This window comes from Acidithiobacillus sp. TH-A67, from assembly GCF_057473545.1.
Genome location: NZ_JBYCKU010000058.1, coordinates 1 through 16887 on the forward strand (window position 1 = coordinate 1; position 16887 = coordinate 16887).

Here is a 16887-nt window from a genome sequence, read left to right on the forward strand (position 1 = left end):
TGCTGATGCGCCTGGCGCTGACCGATCTGTACCGGGCGCGTTGGACGGACATGATCCACGACGAGTGGACGCGTAACGTTCTGAAGCAGCGGCCAGATCTGAAGGCCGAAGACCTGGAGCGGACGCGGTTGCTGATGAACGCCCACGTCCGCGACAGTCTGGTCACCGGCTTCGGGCATCTGATCCCGTCCGTCGAGTTGCCGGACGCCGATGACCGGCATGTAGTTGCCGCCGCCATTCACGGCGGCGCCAGCCTGATCGTGACGTTCAACCTGAAGGATTTCCCGCAGGAACGGCTCAAACCCTACAACCTGACCGCCCAGCATCCAGACGACTTCATCTTCGATCTGCTGGATCTGCACGCAGCCCGAGTGTGCGAAGCGGCGACCAACCATCGACGATCGCTGAAGAACCCGCCCAAGACGGTTGACGAGTATCTGGACACGCTGCTCAAGCAGGGACTGACGAGGAGGCGTTACAGTGTAACGGCCCCACCTGAGATCTTCTGTACCGATCAGGGCGCCCAGTTCACCTCCGAGGCCTTTATTGAGGGAATTTCAGACTGCCCCCGAGTGGCGCACAGTCACGCCCCTGATACGCCATTTGAGGAATCCAGCGGGAATGATCCAGTCGAATCTCGGTGATCTGGCATCGGGATTTTCGGGCTAGCCAAAATGCTCCGGGCAAGTCTGAGCGTTCTGGGTTGGAAATACCCGTTCCCTGCGGGAACAGCACCACCCCGTGGCCCGCCTCCAGGGTGCGCAGAATCACCCGAAGCGCCATGGGTGATCGTTGGTCAAGGGCGACCATGCGCCGGTGGCCGTGGACCCGGCCATACCAGGTCAGCGCTCTTCGCCAGAAAGGATGGCGGGCATAATCGGGATCGACGGCGAAGAGGTAGCCGCAATGTCCATCCATCTGATGCAGGTAACGGGCAATGACAGGGCCGTCCAGTAAGGACGCGTGCGGACGGACAAGGATCAGGTGACCCGGCATGGCGATACTCCCGTGAAGGCTGATGGGAGGGTATAGATCATGCGCGGAGCGGGTATCGGCGTGCGGGCCAGGCGCCGGGGGTGGGTCGCAACGGGCGTGCCAGAGCGAAGCGGCAGGCGCGGGCCGTTGCCAACGCGTTGATATTGCGCAGGATGCCTGCACGTTACCCCTTCTTTATCTTGCGTTCCGTTCTCTTATAAACCACCCGCTTCTGATACTCCCAATACGATTGAGCTATCCTTTGAAAATTCAAACCGCCCTCACATTGATTAAGGGATCCACCACTTTTTACTGGGCGTCCTGAATTCGGCTTTCCCTCAACAGCCGATTACTGGCTGGCCGGTCCAGAGTACCGGTCGCCGCAAAGCTGATGTTTCTTGCCACAGTTTCAACCGGATCATCCAGAGTCCCGAGGAACTGGAACTCAGAAACATCGACATACCTGGCTTTCTGTCCAGTTGTGCCGGTAAATGATTGCTCCGTTCCAGTCTGACTTGATTTTCTGAACTGTATCTGGCGCAACGTGTTTTCGTCTAACAACTTGGCCAGGAACAGGACATTCTTACGATCGCCGATCCGATTGAGCAGGTATCCGGTTCCATAATCTTTACTCCAGATCGGCTTCACCATGATCATGTGCAACGTCTTGATTCCTCTCCGGGCCAAATCCAGCATGACTGACAACTGGCCATTGTTTATGCCGAAGGAGAGATTACCGTTGCCCCTCTCAACACGCGGGTACTTGTGCTTCACTTCCAGCTGTATGAGTTTACCGTCAGGCAGTCGTGCCAAACTGTCTATATCCCAGACACCATCAAAGAATGGTTGTATGGCGCAGTTCTTGAACAGCCGATAGAGAACGACATTCCTGAATAAGTCATTGCCGTATTGGCTGGAAATCCCTGCCCAGAAGGCCTGCTGGGAACGTTGCTCATCAATGACAGAATCCGAAGGAATCCTGAATAGAGGCGTTGACTGTCCGCGTTTCTTCAGCATGTAGGACTGAATTGGGATATTCCGCATGCGGCCCAATTCTTTTATATAGAAGTCCCTTTCCTCTGCGTTGTAATAGCAGTCTAACAGGAACTCCTTACTGTGTGGCCGAGGAGCGAGAAGACTAAGCAATTCCGTTGCTGTCTGACCGTCCTCCGAGTGATCCCACATCCACCATGACTTTACATATTCCTTCGTCAAATCGGGTTGGGTTTTCTCCGTCAGTGTCGTGACCAATGAAATCGGCAACACTTCTATCCCCTGCCCAGACAGTTTGTTGAGGTAATCGTTAAACACAGCCTCAATAACCAACCCTTCCAGCATTCTGCTCTTATCAGAGCGGATAAGTATTTCCTTTAACTGCTCAACATTATCAAGTTGAATATCTTTAAGAGGGCCAAAAGGGGTCAGCAGGCTCATTGGGATTCATCCTTGCGCAACGTAAAAGAGCGAAATTCTGGCGAGGCCACAAATAATTCGCAATATTTAACCTCATTCCACCAAGCTCAGACTCCAAGTAATGAGACTATGTTATTTGGGGGGGCATGACATCATGGAACATATAACACCCGTGCCATGTTTTAATGTCTGGCAGCAACCAATCCCCGCCTCTCCCATAGAGGCCAGCGAACCGTCCCAATCTCAGATCTGAAAAAGGACTCGAACGATATGACCGAGGCCTGCTTCCTGTATTCGGTCGTATCCGAGCTCTTGAGGCTCTCGGGAACGACCAGCACGATGCCCTGCGAGGCCATGTCTTCGATGGCGTTCGCAGCGATGTTCTCATCGACAGTGGCGAGATAGAGGTCGCAGTTTTTCATTTCCTGCCCGACCTGCTTCCAGCGCTCGCGCAGGGTCGTCTTGGCCGAGAGCACCAGGGCTTCCCTGTTCGTCCGCTCCGCGTCATCGTACAGGGCCTTGGAGGGCAGGATGAAGTCCGGCCGTTTTCTGGCTTCTATGACTACCTGTTTCTCAAATGGAACCCCACCATCGATCATCATCGCTTCAATGTGATGCTCGAATGAGTAGCCAGCCCGTGATTTCCTCTGCTGGGCCGCCGAGAGCAGCATGGCGTCGATCTTCGGGAACTCGACGATGATCGAACGCAGCGCCTTTTCCGGTGTAAGGGCCTTGGGGTCGTCCCCGAGGACGAGCCGCACAAGCTCGACGGCCCTGCCTCGCATCTGAAGCTCCTTGAATATCTCGTATTCGACGCCACGGCTGATGGCCCGGATCGCGTCCCCCGGCTTCGCCATCGCGAATGGGTCCATGCTCCTGAGTCCCTGCTCGGACATGAACCGGGTCCGCGCGGTTGCTGCGAGTTCGGCCGTGGCCGGCATCGTCCCGTATTTGTCGGCCAGGGTGGCGATGGATCCGTCGAAATACGCCTTGATGACTTCATCAATGAAGGTGAGAACCTTTTCCTCGCGCTCGCGCTTGACCGCCCGGAGTGTGAAAAGTCCGGAAACGAAATCCGGCGGCAGATTCAGGATGTCCGAGAGAATTTCATGATCATCTCCGTCCGAGTCGAGGGTAATCGCCCTGTATACACCGTCTTGGTCGCGGCCCATGACGATGAGCGACGCGGGGGCAAGATCGCGGAACGCGGGCTTGGGAAGCCGCGTCATGTGCGTCTCCTGTCCCTTGCTTAGGTAATGTACGAGCCGTGCCTGTCTGGTCTCATCGAATTCGAGCCATTCGATGTCGAAGAACGTCTCCCGGATCTCGTCTGCTTCAGTATCGTTGCGCTCCTTTGCAACGAGCGGCGGAAAGAAGCCGCCGTCCCGCTCCCTGGGCGGGACATATACCCCTGCCTGGTGCTTGTTGGGCAGCCGTGCCCAGTCCCGGTCGTTGAGGGACAGCTTCTTGACGAACAGAGCCTCGCACTCGTCGAGGAGCCTGGATAGCAGGATGCCGGGCTCGCGTTCGGTGAAAAGGTCTTTTTGCGGTTCGTCCGTCTGGACGTTTCTTTTTGCCATGGGCGAGTATGCTAACGGATGGCCGTTTACTGGTCCATGGCGGCGATTTCGAGGGCCTGCCCCTGGCCTTCCCTTATCCATGCCGCAAGGTCGCCGCAAACGGCTTCCCAGGGGCGTTTGCCTGCCCCACGGATCGCGCACTCCCTGACGACAGCCACGCGCCAGCCTGCGGCCTTGAGGCTGGCGGAAACCGTGGCGTCACGCTCCCTGTTTTTTCCAATCTTCTCCCGCCAGAATTCCTGCCTTGTTCCCGGCATCCTGAAGAGCGGGCAGTCGTGCCCATGCCAGAAGCAGCCGTGAAAAAAAACTGTGACGCGGTGTCTTGGCAGGACAAGATCGGGCTTGCCCGGGAGTGTAGAATTGAGCGTGAAACGCAAGCCGAGCCTGTGAAGACCAGATCGGAGCTTCAGTTCGGGCTTTGTGTTTTTTCCACGGATACCTGCCATCATCCGGCTGCGGACTTCCGGAGATACGATATCGGTCATTCAGGCAACGAACAGGTGTGGCGTTCCGTTTTCGGCTTCAATCAGTGACCGGATACCCGGAACCATGGCCCTTGCAACCGCCTCAAAAACGGGTACGGCCACGGCGTTGCCAAACTGTCTGTAGGCTTGCGTATCCGAGACGGGGATCTTCCAGTCGTCGGGAAAGCCCATGAGGCGGGCGCATTCGCGTGGCGTCAGGCGGCGCGGGTTTTTGCCCCTGCCTCGGGAGACCAGAATCTCGGATCCGTCCTTGTGGTAGCGGGCGGAAAGCGTTCTAGCCACATCACCGGGACCAACCAGACCGAAGCCAAAACCATTGCCAGCTGCCTTGTGCTTGGCGGCGTAATCCTGAAGGTACCGCCACAGGTTATCGGTGAGCGTGTATTTGGCTGCGACCCTGGCTTTTATCCCCTCCGTAAATGGAGATTCCGGGTCTTCGCTACCGTCCTCGGGGTGCAGAATGCTGCCAAGCCTCGGACCTTCGTCCACAGGCGGCAGATCGACAGCATCGAAATCGAAACCCACATTTTCGCGGAAGCCAACAATCACAATGCGTTCACGATGTTGCGGTACGAACCTTTTGGCATCAATCACTTTCGGTTGCACGGTATAGCCCAGATCATCCCGAAGTGTACGCATGATTACATCGAATGTGCGGCCCCGGTCATGGCTGACAAGATTCTTCACGTTCTCAAGCAGGAATGCCTTCGGCTTTTTTTCCGCGATAATCCGCGCCACGTCGAAGAAAAGTGTTCCCTGGGTTTCACATGCAAAACCATGTGCGCGACCAAGGCTGTTCTTCTTGGAGACCCCTGCAATGGAAAACGGCTGGCACGGGAAGCCTGCCAAAAGTACATCATGATCCGGAATATCACTTTCGTGGATTTCGGTAATGTCCCCCTTGATCTCATGATCGTCGCCAAAGTTCGCACGATAGGTCTTCTGCGACCATGTATTCCACTCGCTCGTGAATACGCAAGTTCCACCCTGACGCTCGAATCCCAGGCGGATGCCGCCGATCCCGGCGAACAGATCTATAAAGCGGAATGACTGGCCTTCGACTGGAGTGGGATTGCGGATCGGAACCGGCGTGTCAGCCTTTCGCTCCTGAATCAGCTGCCTGATCGCAAGACCGGCCATGGCCGGCGGCTGGACTTTACCCGTCTCCCACCTGGATATGGTTTTCACATCGACCTCAAGCAGATCAGCCAATGCTTTCTGCGACCATGTTTTCCTCGCCTCCGCGAGGATGATTTCAATTTCCTTCGGGTTGCCCATGTTTTGCTCCTTGATCCCGCTTCTTCCTCTGGGAATACTGGAGGACATTTTGCCCTGAAACAATCCCGCCGGTCTATAGGCCACGGCAGTTTTTTTGCCACGTTATCCAGGTCTGGGTTTCGCTTTTGCGCGCGCATCTGCCGTTTTTCAGAACAGCATTCGCGGAAGCCTCTGACCGGGTCAGAAGGGAATATCGTCAAATTCCTCCATCGGTGCAACACCCATGTCCCCGCCACCCCCACCACCATGCTGTGGCGCTGGATTGCCGCCGTCGGCCCCGTCGCGGCGCCCACCAATCAACTGAAGCCGGTCGCCCACGATCTCCGTGGAATACCGCTCCTGACCGTCCTTATCGGTCCATTTTCTGGTGCGGATACGTCCCTCGATGTACGCCTGGCTTCCCTTACGCAAGTATTCGCCGGCGACTTCCGCCGTCCTCGCGAAGAGTGCAACGCGGTGCCACTCGGTACGCTCCTGGCGGTTGCCGTCCCGATCCTTGTAGGACTCCGACGTGGCGATGGTCATATTGGCGACCGCCGTCCCGTCTGGCATGTACCGCATCTCAGGGTCTCGCCCCAGATGGCCCAACAAGATCACTTTATTGACGCCTGCCATGGTTTTTTCTCCTTGATTGTGGTGACGCTTGGTATAGATCGGGAGTGGGTCACACTGCGCACAGATCCAACAAGGAACACTGGCGCGGAGCATGCCGCTCATACCACTGCGTAAGGCGCGGATTCATCCAGATCCTTTCTATCCGCTCCCGATCAATATCTTCACCGGCTTGCCCTGACCGGTTCGCGTGACAGGAGTGGGCAAAATCCACAAAGGACCATCCTTGCCCGGACTCCAAATGGTCCGAATATAAATCACTGGGATAGCCGGAGATCGCGACATAGGCGTCACATGCACAGAGCACTCGAAGCAGGTTTTCATGATCCTGGTCACTCATCTCATCGGCATACTGCCCGTCTCTGCGGGTAGACTGGAGATAAGGCGGGTCACAATAGATGACGGCCGATAGGTTGTCGAACCTTCGGACCACTGCAATGGCATCATCATTCTCGATCAGCGCATACCGCAGCCGATCCCGAACCAATCGCAATTCCGAATCAATGACGGTGGCCATGGACCGGGCTTTATTGTCAAAAACCTTGGCAAAGGCCCACGCCGGATTTTTGCGGGTGGACTCGGCGGCGAACGCGGACCGGGCGATATAGAAAAACCGGGCGGCGCGTTCGAGGTCTGGCAGGCCTGCCGGGTCCGGAATAGCCCGCCACTCATAAAACAGTTGGCGCGAGTAGGGGGTGTTCTGCAAATACCGGATCAGTTCGTCCGTGCGGTCACGAAGCACACGGAAGAAGGTTACGATCTCGCCATTGGCATCGTTGATGACCTCAATGCCCGAGGGTCGACGGGCAAAGAATACCGCCCCGCCGCCAAAGAAGGGTTCAACATAGGTCAGCTCCCGCGACGGCTCGGGAAGCCGGGCAAGTATCTGGTCAGCCAGTTTCCCCTTGCCACCCAGCCAGGGGAATGGCGGATGCACGCTCATACGGAAGCCACCTGCAGTGCAGCCAGCACCTCACGTTCACCATTCTCCCCACGAAGGTATGCCTTGCACGAGTCGAAAAGGGAGACCACTTCACGGCTGTCGGCCCGGCCAACGCGCAGGACCTTCTTTCGAATATCGGCCAGATTTCGATTACCCAGCAGTTCACGCAGCGAACCTGCTTCAAGGCTGATTTCATCGGTTTTCTTCAGCACCTGAAGAAAACCGAGAACGGCACGGTATTCCCTGGCCTCGGCCAGGTAAGGGATGAGCTGCCTTGCAGCGATTTGCTGGTTACCCACCTGAATCAGAAGATCCAGGAACTCCCGCTGGTTGGCGGGCATCTCATAACTTTCGTCTTCCTCTTCCAGGTCGACACCTCCAACCGCGATGGACTCCTGGTCCTCCAGCGAAAGTCGCTCGCTACTGCCTCGTGCCTCATGGTCTCCCCTTTCTTCCAGCGCATATTCCAGGCGAACCTCTGTTCGCGCTCCATGCATTGTGGCTTCCATTCTTTCCAGCTCCCGCACTTTCTTCTGGCGTTTTTCTCCGGAGAGATGCTTGAGTTCCGATCGCCTCTGCCGGATGACTCTTTCCAGCGATGCTTTCGAGAACGTCGGCTCGTGGGGCAACACGGATTCCGCATCGAGCCGTTTTCGATAAATGAAATCTTCCATGGCATCACGGGAAGCAAACCGGGTGTGCACATCAACGAATGTCGCCATATTGGGGTGCGGCATCGTTGTCAGGTCGTGCTTCTCCGTAAAGTGTTGCAATGCCTTGGTGGCCGCCGTGACGGCAAGATCGTGATGATCGTCGCGATGATCTGGTATAGACCATTCAGCCGTCCTGATTTTGGATTCGATGATCGCGGCTCCACGCCGAATGGCCTCAGAGATGATCTGGTTCATCGTGTGATTTTGTCGGGGGGTCAACTGGATGCTTTGCGACCAGCGCATAAGGCGGATGGCCACCTGTGCGCTGCAGTCGTACCCCTTCGGCGCAAAGTCACTCGCGCGCAGGCTCTCCAGGAACTGCTTTGGCTCTGAAAAAAATGGGCCAAGGTCGATCAGGTAGGATGCCAGGTCTCTGGTCGCGCTTCGGGCGCAAGCGGAGCGGACGGGATGCGGGTTCAGCTTGGGGTGACCTTCCGAGAGGTGATCCATCAGCAGGTGCTGCTCATGATTTCTGTTCATGATTCACCCCGCAGACAGATAGCCGTATCGGATTTGCACCCCCTCCCCCGGCGATGGCTCTGCCAGTCAAAGAGCAGCAGCCCGCCATTTTGACACAGCCGGTCGAAGGCGGCCGGACCCAGATATTTCTCCACGCCCTCCATATTCTCGTTGGACAGGATGAGGGTCGGTTTCAGGTCGCGATAGCGGTGATCGATCACCTCGAAGAGATGTACCCGCTCACCATCGCTGCCGAAGGTTTTCCCGATCTCGTCGATGATGAGTAGACCCACTTCCGCAAACCCACGGATGACCTCCAGCTCCGTACTGTTGCCGATTCCCCGCTGCCAGGTCTGGCGGATCCGGGCAATGATGTCGTAGGCCGTGACCTGGAGCACGCTGTACCCTTTGGCCAGCACCACGTGGGCGATGGCAGACGCCAGGTGGTTCTTACCCGTGCCGGGATTCCCGCAGAGGACGAGACAGGATCCCTTTTGGGCGCGCTCTTCGAAATGATCTGCGTAGTCCCGGCAGACGTCGAGAGCCGTCTGCTGACCCGGGACCTCAACCACGTAGTTGTCGAAGCCGCAGTCAAGGTAGCGCTTTGGGATGGCCGCGCTCTCCATGAGCCGGCGGGAGGCATGCTCCGCCGCGCACACCGGACAGACCGGTGACAGGTAGCGGATGACGTCCCGCTCATCCACCATGGAGATCGGATAGCGGCCGTGGCGCTCGCACTCGCGGTGCTGGGGATGACGGTCGGGCAGAATCGCCTCATTGGTAGGGTCGAATCCCCATTTGGCAAGGAGATCCCTGGCAGCATCGCCCGCAGGGACGGATGGCTGATGGTGGATATTGGACTTCTTTTCCATGGGGGCTCTCCTACAGTCTGACATAATGAGATTTGGCAACGGCGACGGGCGGCAGCAGAGAGCGGTTGGGCGGCCCCGCTGCCGGCTGGCTCTTTCCTCCTTTCCCAGGATCTTTCAGCATCGCGGCGATGTAGCCGACGTGAATTCCGCCGCCTTTTTTCTCCAGGGCGATCTCCGCCGCAGCCAGGATGTGCTCATCGGAATGGCGTGCACACATCTCCTGCACAACGACCATGTGAGGGGCCGCACGGACACCAAGTGCCCGTAGTTTCTTGCATAACGTGCCTTCGCGGGTTGTGGTCGGCAGTGGAGAGGGCTCTGTGGGTGGCGTTTCCTGAAACGTATCACCCGCCGTTTCTGAAACGTCACTATCGTTTCTTCTCTCTCTCTTTTCTCCCTCTCCTTCTTTTCTATGAAACGTTTCAGCCGTTTCTGGAAACGTTTCAGTGAAACGGCCTTGAGACGTTTCAATCGTTTCATCGGCTTGGGTAGAGTGTGCTTCCTCAGTTCTGATAGACTGAGCGCTTTCCTGTTTGGCCCTTTGTGCCGCCCGCCAGCGACGAAGCCGCTCGCGATCCTTGGCGCGCGGGTCCGAGGGGCTTGATGTCGGTTGCTGGGTCTTGTTGCCCCAGGCATCCAGTACCATTTCCGCAAGCACGGGATGGTACAGGCGGCCATCGGAGCAAAGGGAGAAGCCATGCAATGCAATCGTTTTGACTTTCCTCCACCGTCGGGGAGAACCCCGATATCCAGCGAGGCACGCCAGGATCCTGTCATCGTTGGGAAGACTGCCAGCCGGTACCTGCCGCATGGATTCGGTCCACAGCTTTACCGCTGCGCCGAACTCCTCATTGCTGGCCAGGTGGATGAAGTCGCTGGAATGGAGTCGGCTCAGGTCCAGCTTCATCCAGCAATAGGAACGCAGATCAATGTCGGCTGATACAGGTGGGGGCGGAAGCGCTGAACAATCCAGTTTTTGTGCATCACTCGGCATGGTCTCTTCCAGCCTTCCCAGCCGTGCGAATAGGCGCCAGGCATGATCGCGCGACTGGAAACGCAATCCGGGTGCCCCCGTTTCCTGGCATGGAAGTCGTAGTAGTCGATTGGTGTTTCATGTGGCTCCCCGGTCTCTGATCTCATCCAAGGGGCCGAAAATGTCGGGCCGGAGTTCGGCACGGGTGACAGCGCCGGCGGTGGCGCGCTCGATGGCGATGGCGCGGGCGAGGGGGACTCCTCGACGCCGCCAGTGGCTAACTGCCATAGGGCAAACTCCTAGCGTGCGCGCGAGCGATGACTGGGAGCCAAAATGTGACACTGCACGGTCAAGTCCATTCATGAGGCAAAGTATAACCACAATGGTGACACTGTCAACACAGCGGTGCTTCCCTGCTTGTGCGCTAAGGGGAACAATCAACGCATGAAAAACCGAAAACCTACAGGATCTACAATTGCTATTGCCATGCTGGAATCGGACAGGCAGAAACGCGGCTTATCCAAGCGCCGCTATGCGCTAGATGTTCTCCAGCTCAAAGATGCACAGAACTATCAACACTGGGAGGAACGCGGGGTTCCCAGAAAGGAGCTGGTCAGGTTATCCAATATACTGGGAGTTCCTGCTGAGACCCTTGATGCACTTGGAGGACAGGGCATTCACAGCCAGTTGGAAAAGTCTGGTGTGACTGAAAGTGTGGATGTCAGTGCGTGGTATCCAGGCGAGGAACCAGTGCCGGATGGTTATGCCGCCATAGAGGCAGTATTACTGGAAGTTGGAGCGGGTAATCGGCTAGTTGTCACTGATGCACCAGAAAAGAAGTTGAGACTATACGACGCTGATTTCTTTGTGACTAGACGTTGTGTGCCGAACGCGTGCAAGGCGTACCGGGTGCGAGGGGAAAGCATGAGCCCCTTCATTTTTGACAATGACTGGATTGTTGTAGATACCCGTCGGCGCGTTCCGCCCGGACCGGGCGTGACAGATCCACGATTGTGTACTTTTGTCCTGCGCGTAGACGCTGAAGTAATGGTTAAAATGGTTCACCGGCTCCCGGACGGATCATTGCGGGTTAGCTCCATCAACCAGGACCCGGTATACGCTCCTTTTTCAGTCCCTGAGAACCGCTTAGATTCCGTGGAGATCTGGGGAGGCTACTTGGAGCGTAGTGGCGGCAGACCAATGAGGTAATGGATTAGGTACTTGCCGTTGTTATAACCATTATGTTGACATAATAACCTTTGCGGTTATAATTTCTACATCGAAGCCGCCCATCCCGCGCGGCATCATGGAGACCAACAGCCATGCAAAGAACCACGCTCAATGGTGAACCAATCAGGCAGGGGTTTCACCCCAATGCGAACGAGGTTGTCCCACAGCACCTAATCCCTCTCAAATTCTCTCAAAAACACGCACTGGTTTCCGTCGCCTACTGCGACGGCGCAGTACTGACTTTCCTCTTCGATCGCTCCACACCCATTGTCGACCTCATAGCCATGATCTCACGCGCCGGCACGGTGCAGAAGGTGGTGCTCTGATGCAGTGCACCCGCCTGTTCATAGTCACAAGGAAGGGCCCAAAGCAACGGAGCCGTTTGGAGTTGCTGCTTAGCCGGATACTCCTGTGTGCACCGAGAGGGTCCTTTCTGTTTCGGGTGCCAGGCCGCATCGGGATAGACGCGCGTGGTGACACCCCCTCACGGTGGTGCTCTGTTCTACTCTGGAACGAGGTGGCATCATGATTCAGATCGCAAAGGACGCCTCACGTCTTGGCATACTCATCCGGCCCAACGGCACCCGGCTACCCATAACAGGGCTTCAATCCGAAGGGACAACTTCAGTAACAGGTATTTACTTGGGGTTCGAGACGGCCATTGGTGCCACCATTGCTTTCGGATACTCTCCGGAAGATTCTACGCCAACACCTTCCGAAGTTTGGGAAAACGCTGCGGGAAGGTATCAGGCACAGCCCCCGCTGGCAGTCCATTTTGGGAGATGATCCATGAGCGCCTTACTCCTAAAAGAGCCCTCTCGCCGAATCACGCGCAATAACGGCGGGAGCTTCCGCGTGGCAGACTGGATTTTGGAATCATGGCTACTTTTCTAACGCCGGAAGATCTATATAGCCTCACAGGACTGAAGACCAAGCCTGGGCAGGTCAGATGGCTATGTGACCATGGTTACAGGCATGAAGTGGCGGCAACCGGGCGACCAGTGGTACTTTGGGCAGAGGTCGAACGTCATCTCGTTGGATCAGGGGCAATGCCCAGACGTAATGGGCCGAGACTGGATGTTCTGAAGCAGGAGACACGACAACATGGGACGGCATAGATCGTCACACCATAACCTACCGCCAAGGATGCACCAGAAAGGCAAGGTATACTATTACGTCACGCTCGTCGCCGGAAAGCGCCAGTGGACCAGGCTCGCAGATAATTATCCTGAGGCCGTTGCCAAGTGGGCCGAGATGGAAGGACATAATGCCTCCGGCTCCACAATGGGACAGGCCATAGATCGCTATATCGGTACGGAGCTATCCAAGCTCGCAGAGTCCACCAGAAAGGAATACATCCGTCAATCCGCGCGGCTGCGCTCCGTGTTTGGGCACATGCAGATCGTCGAGGTGAGAGGTATGGATATCGCCGCTTATCTGGACCAGCATCCATCACCTGTTGCAGCCAATCGCGAGATGGCCCTTCTTTCAACGGTCTTCTCCTTTGCCATTCGATGGGGCTGGTGTGAACACAATCCAACCAAAGGTGTCAGGCGAAACAAGGAAAAACCACGGGACCGCTACATCAGTGACGAGGAGCTCGACCTTATCAGGTCACATGCAGATAGCCAGTGGCAGTGCATCATTGATATCGCCTACCTCACTGCCATGCGGCGCGGCGACATCATGAGGCTTCGACTTTCGGATATCAACGGGGACTCTTTACTTATCAGTCAGGGCAAGACCGGGAAAAAGATGGCCTTCATCATTGCCCCTGCATTGGACGAAGTGATTTCACGTTCCAAGAGCTTGCGCCGCAGGGTAGGGTCGCTCTACTTCTTCTGCACACGAGACGGGCAACCCTATAGTGTGAGCGGCTGGAACAGTGCCTGGCGACGTATTGTGGCCAAAGCTGGCGTGGAGGATATTCACTTTCATGACATACGAGCCAAGGCACTAACTGACGCCAAGCGGGTCGCTGGAAGAGACTACGCGCAAACCCTGGCCGGCCATGCCAGCGGCGATATGACTGAGGCATATATCAGAGCCAGAGAAGCGGAGCGGATCACCCCACTGAGCAAGATTGTAGAAAAAGGCGGTGATTGTAGAAAAAGAAATCAGGAAGATGCATCCTAACCCTTTGATTTATTGGTCGGGGCGAGAGGATTTGAACCTCCGACCACCTGAACCCCATTCAGGTGCGCTACCAGGCTGCGCTACGCCCCGCGAGTTGCACAGAGTACGCAGATTCTTCGCGGCGGTCAATCGCTGCGCACGCAGAGGTTCCGTAGCTGCTCCAGCTCCCGCCGCAAAGCCTGGAGGCGCTGCCGCCAACGCTGCGGAGAGTACTCGCGGGCATCGCCTTCCACCTCGATATCCAGGACGAGCTGCGGAGAGTGGCCATCGTTGCACACTGCTTGGCCAATCTTCTCGCGCGCACCGTGGATGGTAAAACCCTCTCCGTATAGGAGGGAGCGAATCTGCCGCACCAGGAGTAGATCATGTTTTTGGTAGTAGCGGCGATTACCCCGTCGCTTCAGGGGGCGGAGCTGGGGAAATTCCTGCTCCCAATAGCGCAGCACATGCGCTTTGACCCCGCAGAGCGTCGCTGCCTCACTGATGGAAAAATACTGTTTTTCCGGAATTTCAGGCAGCGCCGGCAAGGTCTTAGCTAGTTTGGACTTACTCCCTGGCTCCATCACCATTTACATACGCCTTGAGCTTCTGGCTGGGATGAAATGTCACCACGCGCCGTGCGGTAATGGTGATTTCGATGCCCGTCTTCGGATTGCGGCCCGGACGCGGATTCTTTTCGCGCAGGGAAAAATTACCAAAACCTGAGAGTTTGACCTCTTCCCCTTTCGCCAAGGTCTCGCGAATACCCTCAAAAAAGGACTCTGTGACACTTTTGGCCTCGCGCTTGTTGAGACCCATGGTCGAAAAGAGCATGTCGACGATTTCTGCTTTTGTTACTGCCATTTTTCACCTCTAGTTGCGCAATGCAATGGGAGCGACCTGTTGCAGCGCACGCAAAAGCCGATCCACTTCTTCCTGTACCTGTGCTTCCGTCAGAGTGCTCGTTTGCCCCTGAAACTGCAAACGTATCCCCAAACCGACCTGCCCTTCCGGGAGGCTTTTGCCAATATATCTGTCAAACACAGACACTTCCTGCAATATGGAGGACTCCGCCCCAGCCAAAACTGCCAGAACATCGCCCGCAGTCAACGCCTCGGGCACCAACAAGGCGAGGTCGCGGCGCACTGAGGGAAATGGAGACAATGGCTGAAAACGCGGCAACTCTGATGCTTCCAACAATATTTCGAGATCCAGGGCAAAGAGCCAGATGGACTCCGTAAAATCATAGCGCTCTGCAAGCTGGGGGTGCAGGGCGCCAAGGCGTCCTACCGCACGCTCGCCCCAGAAAATCTCGGCACTTTGCCCGGGATGCAAGGCTGGGTCAGCAACCTTGGCAAAACGGAAGCAGCGCTGCGGCCAGAGTCCGAGCAGGGCCTCGACGTCACCCTTGAGATCGAAGAAATCACTGGCTCGGGCTTTCTCCAGCCAGGATTCTGCCTTGGCTGCACCCAACATCGCCCCAGCCAGTTGCAGACGCTGCGTCTGATCCGTAAAGACTCGCCCGATCTCAAAGAAGCGCTGGCGATCCTGCTGTCGATTGCGATTGAAGTGTAACGTCTGCAAAAGTCCCGGCCAGATCCCCGCACGCATGACGGCCATATCGGCGGAAATGGGGTTCTGCAGCACCGGAGACTCTACTCCAGGGTAGAACTGCGCCTGCAGTTCTGGAGCAATGAAGCTATAGCTGATGATCTCGCTATATCCACGGGCACTGAGCAAAGCCATCAGGGCATGCCGATACCCACCCGTGGTCCGCAAGGGACGAAGGACGGCTTGCGGTCGCCGGGTTGGCAGATTTTCATAGCCTGTAAGGCGACCGAGTTCTTCGATGAGATCCGCCTCGATGCGCAGGTCGTAGCGATGGCTGGGGGGTAGCACCAGATAATCCTCACCCTCGGTCCGGAGCCCGCAGCCCAAAGCCTGGAGCTGCTGGACCACCGTCTCCGCGGCGATCATCGTACCCAGTACCCGAGCAATGCGCTGTGGCCGTAGGCGAATTTCCGACAATGTTGGTTCTGTGCCCAGCGCCGTTGCCCCCGCCGCACAGCGAACGCCGCACTGCTCGACCAACGCAAGGGCCGCCGGCAGCGCCAAGCGAAAGTCCACACCTCGCTCATAGCGTTGCGCCGCTTCGGTCTGCAATCCCAAACGACGGGCACGCCCTTGCACGGCCCGCGCCGCAAAATACGCCGCCTCCAACAATACCGAGCGGGTGCTGGTAGATACGGCTGTACGACGCCCGCCAATGATCCCCGCCAGGGCCACGGGGCCAGACGCATCGGCAATCACCAGCATGTCCTCATTGAGGTGAAGGTCACGGCCGTCGAGGGCATCGAGCATTTCTCCCGAGCGCGCCCAACGCACCTCGATCCCACCCTGAATTTTTTCGGCATCAAAGGCGTGCATAGGTTGTCCCAGTGCCAGCATCCACACGTTCAGCCAATCTACCATAGGCGCAATACTTTTTTGCCCGCCACGCCGCAAGCGTTCACGCCAACGGTCTGGCAGACGCTGCGGCAGCGTGTCTAACTGCAAAGCAGAATAGTTGCCGCAGGCGTCCCGAGCCGCATCAGTGATGCGTATCGGCAAGGAATTCGCCAACTGCGCTCTACCCGTATGGGGCGTCCAGGAAGCAGCCGGCAAGGTGGGTGCCCGGAAACGACCAGCGCCCCGCGCCGCCAGGTCCCGCGCCACCCCAAGAATTGAGAAGGCATCGCCCCGATTCGGGGTGATGCCCAGGGTAAAGACCGGATCGTCGAGGCGCAGGTAGCCGCGCAGGTCCATACCAACCGGCGCATCGGCATCCAGTTCAAGAATGCCGCTGCTGCCATCGTCGATGCCCAACTCTGCTGCCGAGCAGAGCATCCCTGCCGAGCGCACACCGCGCAGTTCGGCCTCGGCGATCTCCATGTGCGGCAGCGCTGCACCGGGTAGCGCCGCAGCAACCCGCATCCCTTCCCGCAGATTGGCCGCGCCACAGACGATCTGGCAGTTGTTTCCACCACCAACATCGACTTCTGCTACTCGCAATTTGTCAGCGGCAGGGTGCGCCCAGACGCGCTGCACGTGGCCCACCAGCACTCCGGAAAAATCCGGGGCTGCGGCCTCCACCGCCTCGACCTCGAGGCCAATCATACTGAGGATATCGGCCAGCTCTGCGGCCGGGCGCTCGGTGTCGAGATAGTCCCGCAACCACTCCAATGCAACGCGCATGACGT

Annotated in this window: 19 protein-coding genes and 1 tRNA gene; 5 read left to right on the forward strand and 15 right to left on the reverse strand. The window is 57.2% G+C overall.

The features are described from left to right. Positions 1 to 644, forward strand: a 644-nt coding sequence (locus tag AC2VNM_RS08980) for a VapC50 family PIN domain-containing toxin (RefSeq protein ID WP_486913179.1), incomplete at its 5' end; no start/stop codon positions are given. On the opposite strand, the gene AC2VNM_RS08985 is transcribed toward AC2VNM_RS08980, so the two are convergent. The 11 genes from AC2VNM_RS08985 to AC2VNM_RS09035 all read right to left on the reverse strand — a co-directional run bounded on the left by AC2VNM_RS08985 (position 544) and on the right by AC2VNM_RS09035 (position 10666). Next, positions 544 to 996 (reverse strand): 1-acyl-sn-glycerol-3-phosphate acyltransferase, encoded by a 453-nt coding sequence (locus AC2VNM_RS08985; protein WP_486913180.1) that lies wholly within the window; start codon positions 994 to 996, stop codon positions 544 to 546. The genes AC2VNM_RS08980 and AC2VNM_RS08985 overlap by 101 nt on opposite strands. 288 nt (positions 997 to 1284) lie before the next feature. Then, complete coding sequence (locus AC2VNM_RS08990; protein WP_486913181.1) at positions 1285 to 2409, reverse strand: hypothetical protein; 1125 nt, start codon at positions 2407 to 2409, stop codon at positions 1285 to 1287. Positions 2410 to 2570: 161 nt separating this feature from the next. Further along, on the reverse strand, positions 2571 to 3968 hold the full coding sequence (locus tag AC2VNM_RS08995) for a type II restriction endonuclease (RefSeq protein WP_486913182.1): 1398 nt from the start codon (positions 3966 to 3968) through the stop codon (positions 2571 to 2573). Positions 3969 to 3994: 26 nt separating this feature from the next. After that, positions 3995 to 4453 (reverse strand): very short patch repair endonuclease, encoded by a 459-nt coding sequence (locus AC2VNM_RS09000; protein ID WP_486913183.1) that lies wholly within the window; start codon positions 4451 to 4453, stop codon positions 3995 to 3997. After that, positions 4454 to 5731 carry a DNA (cytosine-5-)-methyltransferase gene (gene dcm / locus AC2VNM_RS09005; protein WP_486913184.1) on the reverse strand — a complete coding sequence of 426 codons (1278 nt, stop codon included), beginning with the start codon at positions 5729 to 5731 and terminating at the stop codon, positions 4454 to 4456. Between the two features lie 180 nt (positions 5732 to 5911). Next, positions 5912 to 6346, reverse strand: a complete 435-nt coding sequence (locus AC2VNM_RS09010) for a single-stranded DNA-binding protein (protein ID WP_486913185.1) — start codon at positions 6344 to 6346, stop codon at positions 5912 to 5914. Positions 6347 to 6395: 49 nt separating this feature from the next. Then, the gene (locus AC2VNM_RS09015; RefSeq protein WP_486913186.1) at positions 6396 to 7286 is read right to left on the reverse strand and encodes a DNA adenine methylase; all 891 of its coding nucleotides are present in this window, start codon (positions 7284 to 7286) and stop codon (positions 6396 to 6398) included. Next, complete coding sequence (locus AC2VNM_RS09020; protein ID WP_486913187.1) at positions 7283 to 8479, reverse strand: hypothetical protein; 1197 nt, start codon at positions 8477 to 8479, stop codon at positions 7283 to 7285. The genes AC2VNM_RS09015 and AC2VNM_RS09020 overlap by 4 nt, the downstream gene beginning before the upstream one ends. Next, positions 8476 to 9330, reverse strand: a complete 855-nt coding sequence (locus AC2VNM_RS09025; RefSeq protein WP_486913188.1) for an ATP-binding protein — start codon at positions 9328 to 9330, stop codon at positions 8476 to 8478. The genes AC2VNM_RS09020 and AC2VNM_RS09025 overlap by 4 nt, the downstream gene beginning before the upstream one ends. A 10-nt stretch (positions 9331 to 9340) precedes the next feature. Beyond that, entirely contained in the window at positions 9341 to 10324 is a 984-nt protein-coding gene (locus tag AC2VNM_RS09030; RefSeq protein WP_486913189.1) for a DUF1376 domain-containing protein, read from the reverse strand. A 117-nt stretch (positions 10325 to 10441) separates the two neighbouring features. Beyond that, the gene (locus AC2VNM_RS09035; protein ID WP_029316360.1) at positions 10442 to 10666 is read right to left on the reverse strand and encodes a transcriptional regulator; all 225 of its coding nucleotides are present in this window, start codon (positions 10664 to 10666) and stop codon (positions 10442 to 10444) included. An 81-nt stretch (positions 10667 to 10747) separates the two neighbouring features. Here AC2VNM_RS09035 and AC2VNM_RS09040 point away from each other — a divergent pair, with 81 nt between their 5' ends. The 4 genes from AC2VNM_RS09040 (at position 10748) to AC2VNM_RS09055 (ending at position 13669) form a co-directional block, all read left to right on the forward strand. Further along, positions 10748 to 11512, forward strand: a complete 765-nt coding sequence (locus AC2VNM_RS09040) for a S24 family peptidase (RefSeq protein WP_010641751.1) — start codon at positions 10748 to 10750, stop codon at positions 11510 to 11512. A 113-nt stretch (positions 11513 to 11625) separates the two neighbouring features. Then, positions 11626 to 11859: a hypothetical protein gene (locus tag AC2VNM_RS09045; protein ID WP_486913190.1), complete on the forward strand. Its 234-nt coding sequence runs from the start codon at positions 11626 to 11628 to the stop codon at positions 11857 to 11859. A gap of 552 nt (positions 11860 to 12411) precedes the next feature. Then, the gene (locus AC2VNM_RS09050; protein WP_077273075.1) at positions 12412 to 12651 is read left to right on the forward strand and encodes a DUF4224 domain-containing protein; all 240 of its coding nucleotides are present in this window, start codon (positions 12412 to 12414) and stop codon (positions 12649 to 12651) included. A 28-nt stretch (positions 12652 to 12679) separates the two neighbouring features. Then, positions 12680 to 13669, forward strand: coding sequence for a tyrosine-type recombinase/integrase (locus AC2VNM_RS09055; RefSeq protein WP_486913191.1), 990 nt, complete (start codon positions 12680 to 12682; stop codon positions 13667 to 13669). A 13-nt stretch (positions 13670 to 13682) separates the two neighbouring features. Here the strand turns inward: AC2VNM_RS09055 and AC2VNM_RS09060 are convergent. From AC2VNM_RS09060 to pheT, 4 genes are all read right to left on the reverse strand, one after another. Beyond that, positions 13683 to 13759: transfer RNA gene (locus AC2VNM_RS09060), tRNA-Pro, on the reverse strand. A 35-nt stretch (positions 13760 to 13794) separates the two neighbouring features. Continuing rightward, entirely contained in the window at positions 13795 to 14238 is a 444-nt protein-coding gene (locus tag AC2VNM_RS09065; RefSeq protein WP_483164871.1) for a MerR family transcriptional regulator, read from the reverse strand. Then, on the reverse strand, positions 14216 to 14512 hold the full coding sequence (locus AC2VNM_RS09070) for an integration host factor subunit alpha (RefSeq protein ID WP_215871613.1): 297 nt from the start codon (positions 14510 to 14512) through the stop codon (positions 14216 to 14218). The genes AC2VNM_RS09065 and AC2VNM_RS09070 overlap by 23 nt, the downstream gene beginning before the upstream one ends. Before the next feature lie 9 nt (positions 14513 to 14521). Continuing rightward, positions 14522 to 16882 (reverse strand): phenylalanine--tRNA ligase subunit beta, encoded by a 2361-nt coding sequence (gene pheT, locus AC2VNM_RS09075; RefSeq protein WP_486913192.1) that lies wholly within the window; start codon positions 16880 to 16882, stop codon positions 14522 to 14524. Positions 16883 to 16887 lie beyond the last annotated feature (5 nt).

Excerpts from the sequence above, each read along its gene's own strand:
- AC2VNM_RS08985 (WP_486913180.1), bottom strand. The coding sequence starts at position 996 with ATGCCGGGTCACCTGATCCTTGTCCGTCCGCACGCGTCCTTACTGGAC.
- AC2VNM_RS09050 (WP_077273075.1), top strand. The coding sequence starts at position 12,412 with ATGGCTACTTTTCTAACGCCGGAAGATCTATATAGCCTCACAGGACTG.
- AC2VNM_RS09040 (WP_010641751.1), top strand. The coding sequence starts at position 10,748 with ATGAAAAACCGAAAACCTACAGGATCTACAATTGCTATTGCCATGCTG.
- AC2VNM_RS09025 (WP_486913188.1), bottom strand. The coding sequence starts at position 9,330 with ATGGAAAAGAAGTCCAATATCCACCATCAGCCATCCGTCCCTGCGGGC.
- AC2VNM_RS09020 (WP_486913187.1), bottom strand. The coding sequence starts at position 8,479 with ATGAACAGAAATCATGAGCAGCACCTGCTGATGGATCACCTCTCGGAA.
- AC2VNM_RS09000 (WP_486913183.1), bottom strand. The coding sequence starts at position 4,453 with ATGACCGATATCGTATCTCCGGAAGTCCGCAGCCGGATGATGGCAGGT.
- pheT (WP_486913192.1), bottom strand. The coding sequence starts at position 16,882 with ATGCGCGTTGCATTGGAGTGGTTGCGGGACTATCTCGACACCGAGCGC.
- AC2VNM_RS09030 (WP_486913189.1), bottom strand. The coding sequence starts at position 10,324 with ATGCCGAGTGATGCACAAAAACTGGATTGTTCAGCGCTTCCGCCCCCA.
- AC2VNM_RS09055 (WP_486913191.1), top strand. The coding sequence starts at position 12,680 with ATGCACCAGAAAGGCAAGGTATACTATTACGTCACGCTCGTCGCCGGA.
- dcm (WP_486913184.1), bottom strand. The coding sequence starts at position 5,731 with ATGGGCAACCCGAAGGAAATTGAAATCATCCTCGCGGAGGCGAGGAAA.
- AC2VNM_RS09065 (WP_483164871.1), bottom strand. The coding sequence starts at position 14,238 with ATGGTGATGGAGCCAGGGAGTAAGTCCAAACTAGCTAAGACCTTGCCG.
- AC2VNM_RS09070 (WP_215871613.1), bottom strand. The coding sequence starts at position 14,512 with ATGGCAGTAACAAAAGCAGAAATCGTCGACATGCTCTTTTCGACCATG.
- AC2VNM_RS08990 (WP_486913181.1), bottom strand. The coding sequence starts at position 2,409 with ATGAGCCTGCTGACCCCTTTTGGCCCTCTTAAAGATATTCAACTTGAT.
- AC2VNM_RS09035 (WP_029316360.1), bottom strand. The coding sequence starts at position 10,666 with ATGAATGGACTTGACCGTGCAGTGTCACATTTTGGCTCCCAGTCATCG.
- AC2VNM_RS09045 (WP_486913190.1), top strand. The coding sequence starts at position 11,626 with ATGCAAAGAACCACGCTCAATGGTGAACCAATCAGGCAGGGGTTTCAC.
- AC2VNM_RS09010 (WP_486913185.1), bottom strand. The coding sequence starts at position 6,346 with ATGGCAGGCGTCAATAAAGTGATCTTGTTGGGCCATCTGGGGCGAGAC.
- AC2VNM_RS08995 (WP_486913182.1), bottom strand. The coding sequence starts at position 3,968 with ATGGCAAAAAGAAACGTCCAGACGGACGAACCGCAAAAAGACCTTTTC.
- AC2VNM_RS09015 (WP_486913186.1), bottom strand. The coding sequence starts at position 7,286 with ATGAGCGTGCATCCGCCATTCCCCTGGCTGGGTGGCAAGGGGAAACTG.